This is a genomic window from Mycobacterium terramassiliense, assembly GCF_900157385.1.
Lineage (GTDB): Bacteria > Actinomycetota > Actinomycetes > Mycobacteriales > Mycobacteriaceae > Mycobacterium > Mycobacterium terramassiliense.
This window is the reverse complement of the sequence record NZ_LT717701.1, coordinates 1743836-1763742: the sequence shown is the minus strand read 5'-3', so window position 1 is coordinate 1763742 and position 19907 is coordinate 1743836. Positions and strand designations below refer to the sequence as shown.

The 19907-nt window shown below is 69.3% G+C and carries 18 protein-coding genes and 1 pseudogene; 9 read left to right on the top strand and 10 right to left on the bottom strand.

The annotated features are described in order from the left end of the window. Positions 1–83: 83 nt before the first annotated feature. Positions 84–1107, top strand: a pseudogene (locus tag MTAB308_RS23115) (DUF6542 domain-containing protein). On the opposite strand, the gene MTAB308_RS23110 reads toward MTAB308_RS23115, so the two are convergent. Continuing rightward, entirely contained in the window at positions 1104–2102 is a 999-nt protein-coding gene (locus MTAB308_RS23110; RefSeq protein ID WP_077102491.1) for a 4-hydroxy-3-methylbut-2-enyl diphosphate reductase, read from the bottom strand. The pseudogene MTAB308_RS23115 and the gene MTAB308_RS23110 sit on opposite strands and share 4 nt — an antisense overlap. A gap of 65 nt (positions 2103–2167) precedes the next feature. On the opposite strand from MTAB308_RS23110, the gene MTAB308_RS23105 reads away from it, so the two are divergent. The 4 genes from MTAB308_RS23105 to MTAB308_RS23090 all read left to right on the top strand — a co-directional run bounded on the left by MTAB308_RS23105 (position 2168) and on the right by MTAB308_RS23090 (position 5400). Beyond that, complete coding sequence (locus MTAB308_RS23105; RefSeq protein WP_077102488.1) at positions 2168–2770, top strand: lipid droplet-associated protein; 603 nt, start codon at positions 2168–2170, stop codon at positions 2768–2770. After that, positions 2767–4014, top strand: a complete 1248-nt coding sequence (xseA, locus tag MTAB308_RS23100) for an exodeoxyribonuclease VII large subunit (protein ID WP_077102486.1) — start codon at positions 2767–2769, stop codon at positions 4012–4014. Before MTAB308_RS23105 ends, xseA begins: the two co-directional genes overlap by 4 nt. Then, positions 4004–4240, top strand: coding sequence for an exodeoxyribonuclease VII small subunit (locus MTAB308_RS23095; RefSeq protein WP_077102484.1), 237 nt, complete (start codon positions 4004–4006; stop codon positions 4238–4240). Before xseA ends, MTAB308_RS23095 begins: the two co-directional genes overlap by 11 nt. Positions 4241–4317: 77 nt before the next feature. Beyond that, positions 4318–5400 carry a 3-beta-hydroxysteroid dehydrogenase gene (locus MTAB308_RS23090; protein ID WP_077102482.1) on the top strand — a complete coding sequence of 361 codons (1083 nt, stop codon included), beginning with the start codon at positions 4318–4320 and terminating at the stop codon, positions 5398–5400. Between the two features lie 97 nt (positions 5401–5497). Here MTAB308_RS23090 and MTAB308_RS23085 read toward each other — a convergent pair whose 3' ends face one another. The 3 genes from MTAB308_RS23085 to MTAB308_RS23075 are packed head-to-tail and all read right to left on the bottom strand — an operon-like array spanning position 5498 to position 8530. Continuing rightward, on the bottom strand, positions 5498–7033 hold the full coding sequence (locus tag MTAB308_RS23085; protein ID WP_077102480.1) for a carboxylesterase/lipase family protein: 1536 nt from the start codon (positions 7031–7033) through the stop codon (positions 5498–5500). 13 nt (positions 7034–7046) lie between these two features. After that, on the bottom strand, positions 7047–7844 hold the full coding sequence (locus tag MTAB308_RS23080; protein ID WP_077102478.1) for a dienelactone hydrolase family protein: 798 nt from the start codon (positions 7842–7844) through the stop codon (positions 7047–7049). A gap of 11 nt (positions 7845–7855) precedes the next feature. After that, complete coding sequence (locus MTAB308_RS23075; RefSeq protein WP_077102476.1) at positions 7856–8530, bottom strand: DUF4245 domain-containing protein; 675 nt, start codon at positions 8528–8530, stop codon at positions 7856–7858. A 55-nt stretch (positions 8531–8585) separates the two neighbouring features. On the opposite strand from MTAB308_RS23075, the gene glpX reads away from it, so the two are divergent. From glpX to MTAB308_RS23060, 3 genes are read left to right on the top strand one after another with little or no spacing between them, the layout of a single operon-like run. After that, on the top strand, positions 8586–9626 hold the full coding sequence (glpX, locus tag MTAB308_RS23070) for a class II fructose-bisphosphatase (RefSeq protein WP_108637385.1): 1041 nt from the start codon (positions 8586–8588) through the stop codon (positions 9624–9626). Between the two features lie 37 nt (positions 9627–9663). After that, a complete protein-coding gene (locus MTAB308_RS23065; RefSeq protein WP_077102474.1) occupies positions 9664–11076 on the top strand; it encodes a class II fumarate hydratase in 1413 nt (470 codons plus the stop codon). 17 nt (positions 11077–11093) lie between these two features. Continuing rightward, on the top strand, positions 11094–12134 hold the full coding sequence (locus MTAB308_RS23060; protein ID WP_077102472.1) for a hypothetical protein: 1041 nt from the start codon (positions 11094–11096) through the stop codon (positions 12132–12134). On the opposite strand, the gene MTAB308_RS23055 is transcribed toward MTAB308_RS23060, so the two are convergent. The 5 genes from MTAB308_RS23055 to glyA all read right to left on the bottom strand — a co-directional run bounded on the left by MTAB308_RS23055 (position 12097) and on the right by glyA (position 18416). Then, positions 12097–13563, bottom strand: a complete 1467-nt coding sequence (locus tag MTAB308_RS23055) for an adenylate/guanylate cyclase domain-containing protein (protein WP_077104692.1) — start codon at positions 13561–13563, stop codon at positions 12097–12099. The genes MTAB308_RS23060 and MTAB308_RS23055 overlap by 38 nt on opposite strands. Before the next feature lie 84 nt (positions 13564–13647). Then, positions 13648–14523: a polysaccharide deacetylase family protein gene (locus MTAB308_RS23050; protein ID WP_077102470.1), complete on the bottom strand. Its 876-nt coding sequence runs from the start codon at positions 14521–14523 to the stop codon at positions 13648–13650. Between the two features lie 133 nt (positions 14524–14656). Then, entirely contained in the window at positions 14657–15958 is a 1302-nt protein-coding gene (phoH2, locus tag MTAB308_RS23045) for an RNA 5'-3' helicase PhoH2 (protein WP_077104690.1), read from the bottom strand. 264 nt (positions 15959–16222) lie between these two features. Further along, a complete protein-coding gene (locus tag MTAB308_RS23040; RefSeq protein ID WP_077102469.1) occupies positions 16223–17050 on the bottom strand; it encodes an acyl-ACP desaturase in 828 nt (275 codons plus the stop codon). A gap of 85 nt (positions 17051–17135) precedes the next feature. Then, on the bottom strand, positions 17136–18416 hold the full coding sequence (gene glyA / locus MTAB308_RS23035) for a serine hydroxymethyltransferase (protein ID WP_077102468.1): 1281 nt from the start codon (positions 18414–18416) through the stop codon (positions 17136–17138). A 115-nt stretch (positions 18417–18531) separates the two neighbouring features. Between glyA and coaA the strand changes: the two genes are divergently transcribed. Next, complete coding sequence (gene coaA / locus MTAB308_RS23030; protein ID WP_077102467.1) at positions 18532–19470, top strand: type I pantothenate kinase; 939 nt, start codon at positions 18532–18534, stop codon at positions 19468–19470. Here coaA and MTAB308_RS23025 read toward each other — a convergent pair whose 3' ends face one another. Then, complete coding sequence (locus MTAB308_RS23025; RefSeq protein ID WP_077102466.1) at positions 19471–19884, bottom strand: hypothetical protein; 414 nt, start codon at positions 19882–19884, stop codon at positions 19471–19473. Positions 19885–19907 lie beyond the last annotated feature (23 nt).

The following is a 19907-nucleotide window of genomic DNA, read 5'->3' as shown; positions in this document are numbered from 1 at the left end:
TGCGTGTGCGACACCGTGGCACGCCAGCGGTCCCTAACAAGGTCTTTACCGGCGTTTCGGCCCATTCCCGGTACGGTCTACATGTGCCAAAACAGCGGGCGAGATCGGCGGTCGAGGCTGGCCACCGGTCGATCCACCCCAACATCCCAGGCGTGCCGTGGTGGGCGGCCCTGGTCATCGCCGTGACCGCTACGGCCGTCGGTTATGCGATCGACGCCGGTCACAAGGACTTGACCCACGTCTTCGCGGGCTTCTATATCGCCGGCTGCGTGGCCGCGGTGCTGGTCGTGCGGCAAGACGGCGTGTTCACCGCGATCATTCAGCCCCCGCTGATTCTTTTCTGCGCGGTGCCGGGCGCCTACTGGATGTTCCATGGACGCAAAACCGGCAACCTGAAAGACCTCCTGATCAACTGCGGCTATCCGCTCATCGAGCGTTTTCCGCTGATGCTGGGCACCGCGGGCGCCGTGCTGCTCATCGGCCTGGCGCGGTGGTATTTCGGCAAGTCGCAGCCGGCGGCCACCGAATCCACGGACGACGCCGCGGCCGCGGCGACACGAAGCTCCTTCGTCGGCGCCCTTGGCGCGAAGTTGAATTCGCTTCTTGGCCTCGGTGATAGCGAGGATGCGGAGGAGGCGGAGCCCGGCGGCTCGAAGCGGACCCGCCCGCCCGGCCGCTCGCCGAAGGCCGCTTCGAGGACCGGCCGCACGACGCGCGGCGATCGGCCCGAGCGTCCCGGCCGCGCGCACTCCCGGCATGCCCGACCCGGGCTGGACGACGAACGCGATCCCAGGGACGCCCGCGACGAGCGGCCGCGGCGCCGCCGCGGCCGCTCGTCGCGAGCCGCGCACCCGCCGCAATCCCTACGACCGGCCTTACGAACGCCCGGCGCCCCGCGGCAGCCGCTTCGACAGCCACGACGCCTACGAGCCGTACGAGCCGCGCCGGCGCCGCGCCACCCCCACCGGGAATGGCTCCAACCCCACGCACCACCCGATCTCACAGGTGCGGTACCGCGATTCGGGCCCGGCCGAAGATCCCGGGCCCGCGCGGCGCCGCCGCGCCCCCCGCGGGTTTCCCGCGGAGTCCTGGGAGTACGAAGGCTAGCGGGCCGACCGGATTTCGCGGGGCAGCGCGAACACCAGGGTTTCCTGGGCCGTCGTCACCGGCTGCACCACCTCGAAGCCGCATTCGGCCAGGCGCTCCAGCACACCCCGCACCAGCACCTCGGGGACCGACGCGCCGGAGGTGACGCCCACCGTCGTGACGCCCTCCAACCACGCCGGGTCGATGTCGTCGGCCCAGTCGACCAGGTGGGCGGCGGCGGCTCCACCGCCGAGCGCCACCTCGACCAACCGCACCGAATTCGACGAGTTGCGGGATCCGACGACGATCACCAGCTCGCATTCCGGCGCCATCGCCTTCACCGCGACCTGCCGGTTCTGGGTCGCGTAGCAAATGTCGTCGCTGGGCGGGTCCTGCAGATTCGGGAAACGCTGCCGCAGCCGCTCGACGATTTCCATCGTCTCGTCGACCGAAAGCGTGGTCTGCGACAGCCAGACCACCTTGTTCTCGTCGCGGACCGTCACCTTTGCGACCGCGGCGACCCCGTCGACCAGCTGCACGTGCTCGGGCGCCTCTCCCGCGGTCCCGATGACTTCCTCGTGACCCTCGTGCCCGATCAGCAGGATGTCGTAGTCGTCCCTGGCGAACCGCTTGGCTTCGTTGTGCACCTTGGTCACCAGGGGGCAGGTGGCGTCGATGGTGTGCAGGTTGCGTTCGGCGGCTGCGGCGTAGACGGTCGGCGCGACGCCGTGCGCGGAGAACACCACGATGGCCCCCTCGGGGACCTCGTCGGTCTCCTGGACGAAGACGGCCCCGGCCTTTTCCAGCGTGTCGACCACGTGCCGGTTGTGCACGATCTCGTGGCGCACGTAGACGGGGGCGCCGTGCTTTTCCAGGGCGCGCTCCACCGTCTCGACGGCCCGGTCCACCCCCGCGCAGTAGCCACGCGGCTCCGCCAGGAGCACCCTCCTGCGGGCTGGGTCGTTGGCTACCGAGCTGGCTGCGCCGGGAATTCCCATGTCAACAGTCGGCGGCATGACACTGAGGGTACCGGCCGGCGGCGGGCTTGGAGTTGGCCGCAGGTTAAGGCAGTCTTGGACGCATGGCTACTGCACCGTATGGAGTTCGGCTGATAGTCGGCGCGGCGACGGTCGCCGTCGAGGAGACGATGAAGCTGCCGAAGACGATCCTGATGTATCCCATGACGGTTGTCAGCACCGCGGCTCACCTGGTGATGCGGTTTCAGCAAAACCTGGCCGAGCTGGTGATCAAGGGCGACAGCACCCTGGAGTCGATCTTTCCGCCCAGGGACGAGAAGCCGGAGTGGGCGACCTTCGACGAAGACGTCCCCGATGACGCGATCGACGGGGCCAGTGCCGCCGCGCCGGAAGGCGGCGACGGCGAGCGCAGGGCCGAGGGACGATTCGCGCTGTACTCGGTCGCCGAAGCGCACGAGGACGCCAGCGCACTCGTCAAACCTTCCCGGCAATCCAAGGCCGCGGCCGCGAAGACGGCTGCGCCCGAACCGGCGGTGGTGGCCGAACTCAATTACGCGAGCCTGACGCTGGCCCAACTGCGGGCCCGGCTGCAGTCGTTGAGCGTCGACGAACTCGAGGCGTTGCTGGCCTACGAGCAGGCCACCAAGGCCCGCGCTCCGTTCCAGACGCTGCTCGCCAACAGGATCACCCGCGCGAACGCGAAGTGACCCGAACTGATCCCGGCGCGAACTCCGCGGAGAACCCGTTTCCGGTGCGCGCGGTGGCGATTCGGGTCGCGGGCTGGATCGACCGGCTGGGCACCGTCTGGGTCGAGGGCCAGCTGGCCCAGATCACGATGCGGCCCGACGCCAAGACGGTGTTCATGGTGCTGCGGGACCCGGCCGCGGACATGTCGCTGACCGTGACGTGTTCGCGCGACCTGGTGGCCCACGCGCCGGTGAAACTCGACGAGGGCACCCAGGTGGTGGTCTGCGGCAAACCCTCGTTCTACACCGGGCGGGGCACGTTCTCGTTGCGGCTCAGCGAGATTCGCGCCGTCGGCGTCGGCGAGCTGCTGGCGCGCATCGACCGCCTGCGCCGCCTGCTGGATGCCGAGGGTCTGTTCGATCCGCGGCTCAAGCGGCCAATCCCCTTCCTGCCCAACACGATCGGGCTGATCACCGGGCGGGCCAGCGCCGCCGAACACGACGTGACGACGGTGGCGGGCGCCCGCTGGCCCGCGGTTCGTTTCGCCGTGCGCAACACCGCCGTGCAGGGGCCCAACGCGGTCGCGCAGATCGTCGAGGCGCTGCGTGAACTCGACCGCGACCCCGAGGTCGATGTGATCGTGCTGGCCCGCGGCGGCGGAAGCGTCGAGGACCTGCTGCCGTTCTCCGACGAAACCCTGTGCCGCGCAATCGCGGCGTGCCGCACCCCCGTCATCAGCGCGGTGGGCCACGAACCCGACAACCCGCTGTGCGATCTGGTCGCCGACCTGCGCGCCGCCACTCCCACCGACGCCGCCAAAAAGGTGGTGCCCGACACCGCCGCCGAGCAGCGGCTCATCGACGATTTGCGCCGGCGCAGCGCCCAGGCGCTGCGCAGCTGGGTGTCGCGCGAGCAGCGCGCCCTGACGCAGCTGCGCAGCCGGCCGGTGCTGGCCGAACCGCTGTCGGCCCTGAGCGCGCGGGCCGACGAAATCCACCGCGCGCGCTCGGCGGTGCGCCGCGACATCCGGCGGCTGGTCGCCGCGGAGACCGACCGCGTCGGCCACCTGAGCGCGCGGCTGGCCACGCTGGGCCCCGCGGCCACCTTGGCCCGCGGCTACGCCGTGGTGCAGGCGGTTCCCGATGCCGGACCGGCCACGGTGCTGCGCTCGGTCGACGACGCGCCCCCGGGCACGCGGCTGCGGGTACGGGTGGCCGACGGCGCCGTGGCGGCCGTGAGCGAGGGAGGCACCGATGGCCCCTAACGAGGAGCAGCCGATTACGCCCGTTAGTCAGCTTGGGTACGAAGCCTGCCGGGACGAGCTGATCGAAGTGGTGCGGCTGCTCGAGCAGGGCGGCTTGGACCTGGATGCGTCGCTGAAGCTATGGGAAAGAGGCGAGGAACTCGCGAAACGGTGCGAACAGCACTTAGCTGGCGCCCGTCAGCGGATCGAGGACGCGCTCGCGGCGGGCCAACCGGAAGAAGGCTGAGGGCCGGCCGTGTCGCGCAACCGGCCTCCGGAGCTTTGGAACAGGTTCCAGTTTTTCTCGGCTATGCTTCGCCAACTATGGGTGATGCATCACTGACAACCGAACTGGGCCGCGTTTTGGTCACCGGCGGCTCGGGATTTGTCGGCGCCAACCTGGTGACCACCTTGCTCGACCGCGGATACCAGGTGCGGTCCTTCGACCGCGCCCCCTTTCCGCTCCCCAAGCACCCCCACCTGGAGGTCCTGCAGGGCGACATCACCGACGCGGGCGTCTGCGCGGCGGCGGTGGACGGCATCGACACGGTCTTCCACACCGCCGCGCTCATCGAGCTGATGGGCGGGGCGTCGGTCAGCGACGAATACCGTCAGCGCAGCTTCGCCGTCAACGTCGGTGGCACCGAGAACCTGGTGCACGCGGGGCAGGCGGCCGGAGTGAAGCGGTTCGTCTACACCTCGTCCAACAGCGTGGTGATGGGCGGGCAGAACATCGCCGGCGGCGACGAGACGCTCCCCTACACCGACAGGTTCAACGACCTCTACACCGAGACCAAGGTGGTCGCCGAGCGATTCGTCCTGAGCCAGAACGGCGTCAGCGACATGCTGACGTGCGCGATCCGGCCCAGCGGCATCTGGGGCCGCGGCGACCAGACGATGTTTCGCAGGCTCTTCGAAAGCGTGATCGCCGGTCACGTCAAGGTGCTGATCGGCCGCAAGTCGGCCCGGCTGGATAACTCCTACGTGCACAACCTGATTCACGGATTCATCCTGGCGGCCCAGCACCTGGTGCCCGGCGGAACCGCGCCCGGTCAGGCGTACTTCATCAACGACGCCGACCCGATCAACATGTTCGAGTTCGCCCGGCCGGTGGTGGAGGCCTGCGGGGTGAACTGGCCGCGGGTGCGGGTCAACGGCCCACTGGTCCGCGCAGCGATGGCCGGCTGGCAGCGCATGCATTTCCGGTTCGGGATACCGGCGCCTTTGCTCGAGCCGCTGGCCGTCGAGCGGCTGTATCTGGACAACTACTTCTCGATCGACAAGGCGCGCCGCGACCTCGGCTATGAGCCGCTGTTCACCACCGACAAGGCGATGTCCGAATGCCTGCCGTACTACGTGGATCTGTTCCAGCAGATGAAAAGTAAGGCCGCGGCGGCGGGCGGGTAGCACCTTGCGCGTCGAAATCGACGTTAGCGCGCGACTCACTCGCGATTCTTCGCGGCAGCGTCAATCTCGATGACAAGCCGCCAGCACTAGCGGAAGCTCAGCGGAAGCTCACCATCTGGGTGCCCCACGCCGCGCGGATGGGTGCGTCGACGTCGTTGACGATCGCGTCGCGCTTGTCGATGAGCAGGCAGGCGCGATCGGCCTCCTGGTAGGGCGTCCAGTCCGGCTCACCGTCCGGGCCCTCGGGTTTGCCGTGGGTGGCGAAGTTGACCCACCTGGTGCGCACCCGTTTCGAGACCGCCTTGGCGGTCTTGGCGCCGCCGAGCTTGAGGGTCGGGTCCTTCGGCGCCCCGAGATTGCCCCAGATGTAAGGCAATTCGGTGGCATGGGCCGCGTTGACCAGCAGCAGCTTCAGTAACGGGGTCGAGTAGTCGAACCGGTACAGGTAAACCGGCGCCACGCTGCTGTGCCCCTCGGCCAGCCACACCGACGGCATCCGGAAGCCGACGTCGGTCGCGATGCTCAAAAACCTTGCCTTGCGCCGTAATCCGGAGTACGCCGACACGATCTGCTCCTGGCTGGGCAATTGCAGGTCGGGCTGTTCGGCGGCGATCTGGGTGAACATCGACGTGATCGCGTGCGGGGTGATCGGCATCAGCGGCGAGCGCATCAGCCGGAACAGCGCCGCCTCATGCTTGTTGGTGCCGATGATCAACGGAACCGGGTGCGAGCGACCCTCCTGCGCCACCTTGACCGGGTAGTCGTGCAGCAGGTCACCGTCGACGATCGGGACGAACGCGAGCGTGCCCGGATTGCGCACGGGCACTTCGTCGAACACCCGCTGCGACGCGGCCAGGATCGCCGCGATCGGGGCATCGGGCAACGTCGCGGGGTCGACTCCGAGCTTGTGGAGGAAGCTCACGGCGACGCGCTCGGCCCGGCCGCGATCGTAAACCGATGTGGCCGGCGAGCTTTGGGCGATCGCACCGGCGAACACGCCCTCGGCCGCGGGGGTGGCCAGCAGCGTCGTCACGATTCCCGCGCCGGCGGATTCGCCGAACAGCGTGACCCTTTGGGGATCACCCCCGAACGCCGCGATGTTGTCGCGCACCCAGTGCAACGCCGCCAGCACGTCGTGCAGCCCGATGTTCGAGTCGAAGCGGCGCCGCGCCGTGTTCAGGCACGACAGGTCGAGAAAGCCCAGCGCCCCAAGCCGATAGTTGACCGTCACCACGACAACGTCGCCGCCGGCGACCAGGCGCCGCGCGTCGTAGAGCGGCTGGCTGGCCGACCCCAGCACGTAGGCGCCGCCGTGCAGCCACACCATCACCGGTTTGCCGTCCCCGGGCGCGGTGGCTCCCGGGGCGAAGACGTTCAGGCTCAGGCAGTCTTCGCCCTGCGGCGCACCGAGATCCAGCGGCATGTTGGGAAAGGCGGGTTGCGGGCAGGCCGGGCCGTAGGACGTGGCGTCGGCGACCTCCGCCCAGCGCTTCGGGGGCTCCGGTCGCCGGAACCGCAGGTCGCCGACGGGCGGCGCGGCGTAGCGGATGCCCTTCCAGGTCCTGACCTCGCCGTCGTCAGCGCCCCGGACCGGGCCGTGGGTGGTTTCGACCACGCGGTAGTCGGTCGCCATGATCTCGAACTTCCTAACTGAGCCGCTCGGTGAGGAACTGAACTACCCGTTTGCGGGCCTCATAAGCGGGTTGCCCGTCGACTTCGCGGACCTCGTCGGTCAGCACCGAATGCGCGCCCTTGGCGAAGCCCCCCGCGTTGCCGGGACCCGAGTCGATCTCGATGACCTCGAACGCGTCGCCGAGCCGCGCCTTGAGCGTCGCGAACCGTTCCCGCGGCAAGACGGTGTCCTCGCTGAACCGCAGGCCCATCGCGCACAGGCCGTCGTTGGCGCAACGATCGGCGACGGTGGCCAGCTCGGCCTCGCTCAGCCCCGGGTCGGCGCGTCGCGTGCGACCCAACGGCAGCGGTACCGACGGCTGGGAAAGCACCGGGGCCAGCACGCTGTCGTCGACGGCGGCGGCCAGCGCGAAGCCGCCGGTGAAGCACTGACCGATGACGCCGACGCCCTTGCCCGGCGTCGACGCGTTGAGGTCACGGGCCAGGGCTCGCAAAAACAACGACACCGGCCGCTGCTTGTTGGTGGCGAACGCCGCGAATTCCCTTGCGACACAGGCCCGCGCGATCGAACCGAGGATGTAGGCACCCGTCTTCGGCTTGCCCGGCTCACCGAAGAGGGAGGGCATGGCGACGGTGAAGCCGTTGTCCACCAGGTGATTACCCAGGCCCAGCACACCGGGATGGATGCCGGGGATCTCGGGGATCAGCACCACCCCCGGGCCGGCGCCCTTGCGGTACACGTCGTGGGTGTAGCCGCCGCCGCTGAACGGCGCCACCGACCATCCGGACAGGTCTGCTTCGGGTGCGGTCACATGCCTTCCCTTCAACGTGCAGGTAGGGGCGGCTGCGATTGCGTCGCCGCCGCCAGCGTACGGAACTGATCGGCGCTACCGGCGCCGGTGATCGCGATCTGGGTGGCCCCGGCCGGAGCGGTGAGCCGGGTGGTCCACACCGGCTCGGCGTCGGCGTCGTTCTGGCCGGCACCCCGGTAGACGACCCAGGTGGTGCCGTCGACGTCGGCCGTCCCGGTCGGATAGGCCGACGCGCGGATCGAGCCGACGAGCCTGTCCTCCTCGGCGTTGCTCTGGGTCAGGCTCAGATACATACCCGTCGGGCTGATATAGCCCACGGTCGAGGTGGCCGCGTTGAGCCGCTGACCGGTCGAGGGGTCTTTGCGGCCGCCCTCGATACCGCCGCGGCCCCCGGAGTTGGCGTGCCAATCGCCGGGTAACCGGGGCAGCCGGATGGGGAATCCCAGCGTCTGGGCATCGGCCCGCAGGGCCCCGGCCGCGTCGTAGGCCGGGATCACCCCTTTGTTGGTCCCGACCGGCTGGAACGAACACATTCCCACCAGGCCGGCCAGCACGATGCACCCGATCACCAGCGGCACGAGCGACCACAACATGTCGCGACCGTCCTGCAGCAGCCTGGGCTTGGCCGGCCGGGGTGCCGGTGCCGGCTCGCCTACCTCGGCGTTCGGCTGCGGCTGCTCGGTCATCCCCCGAGTATCCCAGTTCCCGCAGACCGATCCCCTTCTGGGACAATCTCCAACCATGACAGCATCGCAGCCACGGTCGCGCGGCGAAGCGCCGGACCGCAACCTGGCCCTGGAACTGGTTCGCGTCACCGAGGCCGGCGCCATGGCTGCGGGCCGCTGGGTGGGCCGCGGCGACAAGGAGGGCGGCGACGGCGCGGCCGTCGACGCGATGCGCGAACTGGTCAACACGGTGTCGATGCGCGGCGTGGTGGTCATCGGCGAGGGCGAAAAGGACCACGCGCCGATGCTCTACAACGGCGAGGAGGTCGGCAACGGCGACGGCCCGGAGTGCGACTTCGCGGTCGACCCGATCGACGGCACCACGCTGATGAGCAAGGGCATGCCCAACGCCATTTCCGTGCTCGCGGTCGCCGACCGGGGCGCGATGTTCGACCCGTCGGCGGTGTTCTACATGAACAAGATCGCCGTCGGACCCGAGGCCGCCGACGTGCTCGACATCACCGCGCCGATCGCCGAGAACATCAAGGCCGTCGCGAAGGTGAAGGCGCTGTCGGTGCGCGACATGACGGTGTGCATCCTGGACCGGCCGCGGCACGCGCAGCTGATCGAGGACGTCCGCGCGACCGGGGCGCGCATCCGGCTGATCACCGACGGCGACGTCGCCGGCGCCATCTCGGCCTGCCGCTACCTGTCGGGCACCGACATGCTGGCCGGGATCGGCGGCACCCCGGAGGGCATCATCGCCGCGGCGGCCATCCGGTGCATGGGCGGCGCCATCCAGGCGCAGCTGGCCCCCAAGGATGACGAGGAGCGCCAGAAGGCGATCGACGCCGGCCACGACGTCGACCGGGTGCTGACCACCGAGGACCTGGTGTCCGGCGAGAACGTGTTCTTCTGCGCCACCGGTGTCACCAACGGCGACCTGCTCAAGGGCGTCCAGTACTACCCCGGCGGCTGCACCACCCAGTCGATCGTGATGCGGTCGAAGTCCGGAACCGTGCGCATGATCGAGGCCTACCACCGGCTGTCCAAGCTCAACGAGTACTCCGCGATCGACTTCACCGGCGACAGCTCTGCCGCCTATCCCCTGCCCTAGACCCGGAACCATGCCTTAAAGACAAGGACTGCAACCAATGGCCGATAGCGCCACCGATACCGAATACCGCATCGAGCACGACACCATGGGCGAGGTCCGGGTGCCCGCGAAAGCGTTGTGGCGCGCCCAAACCCAGCGCGCGGTCGAGAACTTCCCGATCTCGGGCCGGGGCCTGGAGCGCGCGCAGATCCGCGCGCTGGGCCTGCTCAAGGGCGCCTGCGCACAGGTGAACAAGGACCTGGGCCTGCTGGCGCCGGAGAAGGCGGACGCGATCATCGCCGCGGCGGCCGAGATCGCCGACGGCCAACACGACGACCAGTTCCCCATCGATGTGTTCCAAACCGGTTCGGGGACAAGCTCGAACATGAACACCAACGAGGTGATCGCGTCCATTGCGGCGGCCAACGGCGTGACGGTGCACCCCAACGACGACGTCAACATGTCCCAGTCGTCCAACGACACCTTCCCGACGGCCACGCACATCGCGGCGACCGAGGCCGCGGTGCGCCACCTCATCCCGGCGCTCGAGGTGCTGCACGAGGCGCTGGCGAGCAAGGCCCGCGAGTGGCACACGGTCGTCAAATCGGGTCGCACCCACCTGATGGACGCGGTTCCGGTGACCCTGGGCCAGGAGTTCAGCGGGTACGCCCGCCAGATCGAGGCCGGGATCGAGCGCGTCCGCGCGACGCTGCCGCGGCTCGGCGAGCTGGCCATCGGCGGCACCGCGGTGGGCACCGGGCTCAACGCTCCCGACGGGTTCGGGGCCAAGGTGGTCGAGACGCTGGTCGCCTCCACCGGTTTGGGTGAATTGCGCCCGGCGGCAAACTCTTTCGAGGCCCAAGCCGCCCGCGACGGGCTGGTCGAAGCCTCGGGCGCGCTGCGCACCATCGCGGTGTCCCTGACCAAGATCGCCAACGACATCCGCTGGATGGGGTCGGGGCCGCTGACCGGCCTGGCCGAGATTCAGCTGCCCGACCTGCAGCCGGGCAGCTCGATCATGCCGGGCAAGGTGAATCCCGTTCTGCCGGAGGCGGTCACGCAGGTCGCGGCGCAGGTGATCGGCAACGACGCCGCGATCGCCTGGGGCGGCGCCAGCGGCGCGTTCGAGCTCAACGTCTACATCCCGATGATGGCCCGCAACATCCTCGAGTCCTTCAAGTTGCTGACCAACGTCTCAAGGCTGTTCGCGGAGCGCTGCATCACCGGGCTGAAGGCGAACGTCGAGCACCTGCGCGAGCTGGCCGAATCGTCGCCGTCGATCGTGACGCCGCTGAATTCGGCGATCGGCTACGAGGAGGCCGCCGCGGTGGCCAAGCAAGCGCTCAAGGAGCGCAAGACGATTCGCCAGACCGTCATCGACCGCGGGCTGATCGGCGACAAGCTGTCGATCGAGGAGCTGGACCGCCGCCTCGATGTGTTGGCGATGGCCAAGGTGAAGGCGGAGGACTAGATGAGGGTGGTTCAGCGATGACGGCTCCCCCCGGCGGCCCCTACGGCCAGGATCCCTACGGGACCAATCCCTATGGGCAGGGCCCCTATTGGGGCGGACCGCCGCCGCAAGGCGGCGGCTACCCCCCGAGTGGCCCGCCGCCGGGCGCCCCGCCGCCGGGCGCCCCGCCGCAAGGCGGCTACCCGTACCCGCCGCCCGGCGGCCCGTACGGCAACCCCCCGGACGCCGCGAATCCGTATGCGGCGGGGCCGTATCCGCCCCAGCAGTTCCCCCCACCCGGTCAGCAGGGGCCGCCACCCGGCTGGCCGGGCGGCCCGTACCCGCCGGGGCCGCCGCCGGGCGGCCCGCGCTCCAAGGCGCCGTGGCTGATCGTCGCCGGTCTCGCGGTGCTGGCCGTCATCGCGCTGGTGGTGCTCTTGGTGGTCGGGCTCAACAGCGGAAACAAGCCGAACAAGGCCGCGCCGTCGACGGCCCCCTCGTCGACCAGCGCCCCGTCGTCGCAGCCGAACAATTCCCAGCAGACGGCGACGGGCTGCACGCCCAACGTGTCCGGCGGTGACAAGCCCGTCGGCGACACGGTCAGCGCGGGCAAGCTGTCGTTCCCGATCAGCGCGACACCCGGCTGGATGGGTTTTTCCGACGACCAGACCCCCAACCTCATCGGTGCCGTGGGAGTCGGGGCCGAGGTGCCCGGCGCCAGCCAGTGGATGATGCAGGCGGAGGTCGGCATCACCAACTTCGTGCCCAGCATGGACGTCGCCGCGCAGGCATCCAAGTTGATGAACTGCGTGGCCAACGGGCCCGGCTACGCCAACGCGACGCCCACGCTGGGGCCGACGAAGACGTCGTCGATCACGGTCGACGGGGTCAAGGCCGCACGAGTGGACGCCGACGTCACGATCGCCGATCCGGCACGCAACGTGAAGGGCGATTCGCTGGTCATCATCGCGGTCGACACCAAGCCGGTCACCATCTTTTTGGGCGCGACGCCCATCGGCGACACCGGTTCCGCCGGCATCATCAACGGGGCTGTCGCGGCTCTGAAGGTAAAGAAATAGCCGGCGCGGAGACGTGGGTGGCTTCGGAGCGCCCACGCAGCACGGTGGAATAGCACTCGGCCCAGTGCGCTCGCTCGGCATCATCGGCCCCGTCGATGGCCGCCGCCGAACACAGGATCCGCCGGTCGGAGGTCTTGGCGAGGTCGGCCAACCGCGCGGCCTCGTTGACCGCGTCACCGATTACCGTGTATTCATACCGGTTTTCGGCACCGACGTTACCGGCGAAGACGCGCCCCGCCGACACGCCGATCCCGAAGTCGACCACCGGTAACCGGCGCAGCTGGGTGCCCAGCGCGCGCGCCGTCGCCAGCGCCGCCGACGCCGGTTCGGCCGATCGCAGGGGCGCCCCGAAGACCGCCAGTGCGGCGTCGCCGGCGAATTTGTTGATCAGCCCCTGATGTTCGTCGACGGCGTCGACGACGATCCGGAAGAAGTCGTTGAGCACCTCGGCAACCTCTTGCGGCGGACGGCTTTCCGCGAGCTGCGTCGAACCCACCAGGTCGATGAAGAGAACGGCGGCGTCGACCACGTCCCCCGACAGGGAGGCGCCCTCCTGGATGGCGCGCTGCGCGACGTCGGTTCCGACGTGGCGCCCGAACAGGTCACGCAGCCGGTCTCGTTCGGCGAGCCCCGTGACCATCCGGTTGAAACCCGTTTGCAGGCGCCCGATTTGGGAGCGCTCGTAGGCGCCCACGTGGGTTCCGATGCGGCCGTGTTCGACCTCCGCCATCGCGTCGACGACCTCTCCGAGGGGATCGGCAATGGATCGCGAGGTCAGGATCATCGTCGGCAGCCCGAGGACCAGCGCCGCCAGCGACACCACCAGGATCGGCACGTCGAGTGCGGCGGACTTCTCGATCAGCCAGCCGTAGGAGCGCAGCACGACCAGGGTCGCGATCACCCCGATCGGCAGCGCGCTGCACAGGAACCACAGCAGCACCAGCCGCGCGAACACGCCCGGCACCGCCAGCCGTGGCTCTCCCCCCAGCGTGGCGGCGCCCATGATCGGGCGCAGGGTGCGTTGGGCGAGCAGCATCCCCGTCCCGGCGGCGGCCGGCGCGCCCAGCAGCACGCCCAGCAGAATGGGCAGCAGGATCTGCGCTCCGCCGGCCAGATTCAGCAGCGCGAAGACCGCCCCGGCGGCCCCCCAGGCGAGCACCAGGATCGCCGACTGGCGGCCCGGCATCTTCATCGTGGCTTCCCGCTGTTCGGGGGTCGGTTCCTCCCCGGCGACGTACCAGCGCAGCGTGGGGGCCAGGTTCACCGCCCCGGCCGCCGCGACGCCCGCGACGCCCACGGTGACGAGCACCAACATCAACACCGTGTTTTTCTGCGCGAAGTCCGTGTCGGCCGCGACGGACGTGTGCCCCCGCAGCGGAATCAAGATCGCGGCCGCGTCGACAAAGGCCAGGATGTAGGCCAGCGCCAGGTCGGTGGCATAGTCGATCGTCAACCTGCGCGCGGACTTTCGCCGCCCCGCCGCTGGAGCCCGAAGCCGGCCCGGCTTGATCACCTAAGCGCCGTTATTTGGGCCGCCCGAGTTCTGGCCCGGGATGTCGGTGATCGGGAAGTTGGGCATCGGCTTGGGCGAGGACGTGTTGGGCAAGGCGGGGATCTCGCTGGCCGGAATGTCGTGAAGTTGGTTGGCGGGCGGGCCGTTTTCCCGGCCGCCGTAGGTGCTGCCGGGTGCCCGCGGCCCGAGCAGTTCGGTGACCGTCACCAGGCGGTAGCCGTTGGCCTTGAGCACCGGGATGAACTGGTACACCAGGTCGACGGTGCTCGAGTAGGTGTCATGGAACAGCACCACCGACCCGGGCTTGATGTACGTCATCAGCATATAGCGCGTCGCGGCCGTGTTGGAGTCGTTGGCCCAGTCGAAAGGGATGACGTCCCAGAGGATTTCGGCCAGGCCGTACTTTCCCGCGGTCTGGCGCACCAAGTCGTCGGACAGCCCGCCGGCGGGACGCCACAGCGACGGGGCCCGGCCGGTCGCGGCCGTGATCGCGTCGTTGCTCCGGGAGAACTGGCCGGCGATGTCCTCGGGCGGGAGTGTGGTCATGTTGGGGTGTTCCCAGGTGTGGTTGCCGATCTCCATCCCCGCGTCGGCGATGCGCTTGGCGCCGGCCGGGTTGGCGGCCACCTTGTTGCCGATCAGGAAGAAGGTGGCCTTGGCGTCGGCGTCCTTGAGGACCTGCAGCAGCCGGTCGGTGTAGGGCCCCGGCCCGTCGTCGAACGTGAGCGCGATGCACTTGACCACCGAGCAGCTGAGGTTGTCGGCGCGCGTCACGTGGCCGGTCAGGCCGCCGATCAGCAGTACCGCGGCGGCCGCGACGGCGCCGAGAACGGTCCGCCAGTATCGCCAGGCCTGGCTGTCGGGTCGTTTCGGCACCCAGGAAGTTTACCTGGGGGCGGCCGTGCCACCTTGGCGTCGAGTGTGCACTGGGGGCTTTGAGTGTGCGTGTGGGGCGCGATTCGGGCGAATTTCGCGCCCGGCGTGCACACCCAAAGCCCTGGACGCACACTCAGTGCGGCCCGGCGATCTCCTCGAGCATCTCGGTGACCAGCGCGGCGATCGGCGACCGCTCGCTGCGCAGCAGGGTGATGTGGGCGAACAGCGGGTGCCCCTTGAGCTTCTCGATCACCGCCGCGACGCCGTCGTGGCGCCCGACGCGCAGGTTGTCGCGCTGGGCGATGTCGTGGGTCAGCACCACCCGGGAGCCCGTCCCCAACCGGGACAGCACGGTCAAAAGCACGTTGCGTTCCAGCGACTGCGCCTCGTCGACGATGACGAACGAGTCGTGCAGCGAGCGGCCCCGGATGTGGGTCAGCGGCAGCACCTCGAGCATGCCGCGGGACAGCACTTCCTCGAGCACCGCCGGGCTGGCCAGCCCCTCGAGGGTGTCGAAGACGGCCTGCGCCCACGGGCCCATCTTTTCGCTCTCGCTGCCGGGCAGGTAGCCCAGCTCCTGGCCGCCGACGGCATACAGCGGACGGAACACCACCACCTTGCGGTGGGTGCGCCGTTCGAGGACCGCCTCGAGGCCCGCGCACAGCGCCAGCGCCGACTTGCCGGTGCCGGCCTTGCCGCCCAGCGACACGATCCCCACCGACTCGTCAAGCAGCAGGTCGAGCGCCACGCGCTGTTCGGCGGAGCGGCCACGCAGCCCGAACACCTCGCGGTCGCCGCGGACCAGCTGCACGCGTTTGGCCGCGGTGACCCGGCCCAGCGCGTGCGAACTGCCGCCCAGCAGCCGAATTCCGGTGTGGCAGGGCAGATCCCGGGCCTCGGCGAGGTCGATCTCGCCGTCGGCGAACAGCGCGTCGATGTCCTCGGTGGCCGTCTCGATCTCGTGCATCCCCGACCACCCGGAGGCCACGACATCCTGCGCGTGGTATTCGTCGGCGCTCAGACCCACCGCCGCGGCCTTCACCCGAAGCGGAATATCCTTGCTGACCAACGTAACTCGTTTGCCCTCGGCGGCGAGGTTGGCGGCGCAGCTCAGGATCCGGGAGTCGTTGCTGTCGGTGCGAAAGCCCGCGGGCAGCACCGACGGGTCGGTGTGGTTCAGTTCAACATGAAGCGAGCCGCCTTGTGTCCCAACGGGAATCGGCTGATCCAGTCTTCCGTGCTCGAGCCGAAGATCATCGAACAGGCGCAACGCCTGACGGGCGAACCAGCCCAGTTCGTGGTGGTGGCGTTTGGCCTCCAGTTCGCTGATCACCACCAGCGGCACCACCACTTCGTGTTCGGCGAACCGGCTGCACGCCCACGGGTCGGACAGCAGCACGGAGGTGTCGAGCACATAGGTCCGGAGATCGGTCACGAAGCGCTCCTCGAGCGGGAAAGCCCGCGCGGACCCGCACAGGCATGTCGGCGGGAGCCGCAGCACCAGGACCGGGGCCGGTCCTGCCCTTGTCGTGACGGGAGGTGCCGCCCTGGCAGCAAAGCATGTCGCTGGCCATCGAGAACGACGCTACTCTTGTGGCCGCTCGGCCGCCGGGCAGGCGCGCCGAGACCGACACGGCGGCACCAAAAACCGGCCGCGGCGGCCGCGGCCGGTTTGGGTGAAGATCAGACCTATTGGAACTTAACCGGCGCTGAATTGCTTGAGCGCCGGTTCGTCGGCCACACCCCAGTCGGCGATGCGGTCGGAGATCGCCTGGCGCAGATCCTCGGGGGTGAAGATGCCCGCGTCGGCGACGTTTCGCACCTTGTCTTGGTAGGAGTCGATGTCGGCGCCCACGGCCTGCAGCTGTGCCGCCCGCGCGGCGATGGCCGCGATCGTCTCGTCACGGGTGTACTCGAGGCAGTGCGCGACGAGGCTGGCGAACATGTGCTCGTGGCGCTCCTCGTCCCTGCGGATCCGGTCGATGAGGCCGGCCAGGATGGGCTCCTCGATCTTGGCGGCCAGGTTGCGGCAGAACACGGCGTGGGTGCGCTCGGTGAAGGCCATGTAGACGAGGGTCTCGACCTGGGTGTAGGTGTCGGCGCGGTAGCCCTTCATCACGTACTGGACGCGGGCCTCTTCGTTGGCGGTGGGGTCGACCTCGCGGGTCACCACCAGGTACTCCCGCAGCGCGATCGCGTGCAGGTGCTCCTCGGCGGTCCACCGGCCCAGCCAGCGGCCCCACCAATCCTCGAGGATGAAGTGCTCGACGAGCTCGCGGTGATGGCCGGCGAGGTTGTCCTTGAGCAGCAGCAGGATCTCGCAGGCGTCCGTGATGGTCCGGGGCAGGGTCGCCTGGGACGGGTCCCAGTCGCGTCCGCCCAGGAACGCGAAGTTCTCGCCCTGCTCGAACGGAACGTAGTCGTGGGCGAACCAGAGGTCCTCGGTGTTGAGGTGGTTGTCCATGAGCCGCTCGACCACGGGCTCGAGCTCGAGGGTCAGCGCGTTAGGAACAGGTTTCTGTGCCATGCGGTTACTGTAACTCGTAGGTACAGGTGCTGTGAAATTGTTGGCGCGTGTTGTAGCCGATTGGTGACTTTCGTCCCTAATCGGGTCAGCGGTCGACCAGCGTCCAGCTCTCGAGTCCCTCGTAGAGCGGGAAATCCCTGGCCAGCCGCGTCACCCGGTCCCGCAGCGCCGACACGTCCGCGGAGGCGCCGGCCGCCAAAGCGGTGGCGATGATGTCGGCGACCTCGGCGAATTCGGAGTCCCCGAAGCCGCGGGTGGCCAGCGCCGGGGTGCCCACCCGCAGGCCCGACGTCACCATCGGCGGCCGCGGGTCGTTGGGGACGGCGTTGCGGTTGACGGTGATGCCGACCTCGTGCAGCAGGTCCTCGGCGGCCTTGCCGTCCAGCGGCGAGTCGCGCAGGTCGACCAGCACCAGGTGCACGTCGGTGCCGCCACTGACCACGGAGACACCGGCCTTGGCGACGTCGGCCGCCAGCAGCCGGTCGGCCACGATGCGCGCGCCGGACAGCGTGCGCTGCTGGCGGTCGGCGAACGCCGGGGTGGTGGCGATCTTGAGCGCGACCGCCTTCCCCGCGATGACGTGCATCAGCGGGCCGCCCTGCTGGCCGGGGAACACCGCCGAGTTGATGGCCTTGGCGTACTCCTGCTTACCCAGGATCATGCCGGAACGGGCGCCGCCGAGCGTCTTGTGCACGGTGGTGGAGACCACGTCGGCATGCGGCACCGGCGACGGGTGCAGGCCCACCGCGACCAGCCCGGCGAAGTGCGCCATGTCCACCCACAACTTGGCGTCGACCTCGTCGGCGATCGACCGGAACGCGGCGAAGTCGAGGATGCGGGGGTAGGCCGACCAGCCGGCGATGATCACCTTGGGGCGGAACTCGAGCGCCCTCGCCCGCACCGCGTCCATGTCGACCAGGTGGGTCTTGGGGTCCACGCCGTAGAAGCCGGCGTCGTAGAGCCTGCCGGAGAAGTTCAGCTTCATGCCGTGGGTGAGGTGGCCGCCGTTGGCCAGGTCCAGGCCGAGCAGGTGCTCGCCGGGAGACATCAGGGCGTGCAGCACCGCGGCGTTGGCCTGGGCACCCGAGTGCGGCTGGACGTTGGCGAACTCCGCGCCGAACAACGCCTTGGCCCGGTCCCGGGCGATGTTCTCCACGACGTCGACGTGCTCGCAGCCGCCGTAATAGCGCCGGCCCGGCAATCCCTCGGCGTACTTGTTGGTCAGGACGCTGCCCTGGGCCTGGAGCACCGAGCGGGGCACGAAGTTCTCCGAGGCGATCATTTCCAGGGTGTCGCGTTGCCGGTGCAGTTCCTTGTCGAGCAACTCGGCGATGTCGGGGTCGACCTCGGCGAGCGGGGCCGACATCACTGTGGAGGCAGTACGGGCGTCGGGTGCGGCAGTCACGGGCGCCAGTCTATCCAGGGTGGCTTTAGCCAGCCCAGCCGTCGGGCGCGCGTCCGCCCCTGCAACACTTGGCACCATGCCGCGGCTTAGCGAGCCGAGCCCGTATGTGGAGTTCGACCGGAAGCAATGGCGTGCGCTTCGTATGTCGACGCCGCTGGCCCTCACCGAAGAGGAACTCGTCGGCCTGCGCGGCCTCGGTGAGCAGATCGACCTGCTGGAGGTCGAAGAGGTTTACCTGCCGCTGGCCCGGCTGATCCACCTTCAGGTCGCCGCCCGCCAGCGGCTGTTCGCCGCCACCGCGGAGTTCCTCGGCGAACCGCAACAAAACCCGGACCGGCCGGTGCCGTTCGTCATCGGCGTGGCCGGCAGCGTCGCCGTCGGCAAATCGACCACCGCCCGCGTGCTGCAGGCGCTGCTGGCCCGCTGGGATCCCCACCCCCGGGTGGACCTGGTGACCACCGACGGCTTCCTCTATCCGAACGCGGAGCTGGATCGGCGAAACTTGATGCACCGCAAGGGTTTTCCGGAAAGCTACAACCGCCGGGCGCTGATGCGGTTCGTGACGTCGGTCAAATCCGGCGCGGATTACGTCTGCGCGCCGGTGTACTCGCACCTGAAGTACGACATCATCCCCGGCGCCAAGCACGTCGTCCGCCATCCCGACATCCTGATCCTGGAGGGCCTCAACGTCCTGCAGACCGGCCCGACGCTGATGGTGTCGGACCTGTTCGACTTCTCGCTATATGTGGACGCCCGGATCGAGGACATCGAGCAGTGGTATGTGTCCCGGTTCCTGTCGCTGCGCGGCACGGCGTTCGCCGACCCGGAATCGCACTTCCACCACTACTCGGCCCTCAACGACACCAAGGCCGTCGCCGCCGCGCGGGAGATCTGGCGCTCGATCAACCGGCCCAACCTGGTCGAGAACATCCTGCCGACCCGTCCGCGCGCCACCCTGGTGTTGCGCAAGGACGCCGACCACTCCATCAACCGGCTGCGGCTGCGCAAGCTGTAGCTACGTCGCCAGGCGGCGCACACCCAGGTACTGCAAACCGGCGAACGCCGCGGTGTAGACGCCCGTGGCCAGCGTCGCGGCCACCCCGGTGGCCGTCATTGGCAAGGCCTCGGCGGCCAGGATTGCGGCCAGCGTGAAGACGATGTTGGCCGCGACGATGCCGATCCCGACGCGCCGCAAGTTCGGCGCCGCCGCGAGGGTGAACACGGCGAGGCCCGCAAGCACGAAGAACGCGCCCACCGCGTACTCCTGGCCGGACGTCAGCCCCGTCAGCGACGAGATCTGGTCGGCGAAGAAGGCGACGCCCAAGCCGCACAGCCCCGTCAGCGTGGCATCGGCACGCATGGCGAAACGCAGCAGCGAGTCGGTCGAGTCGTATAGGGGTCGGGTGGGGAGACCGGAAACTGCGGTCATGTGATCACTCCTTGCGATGGCGG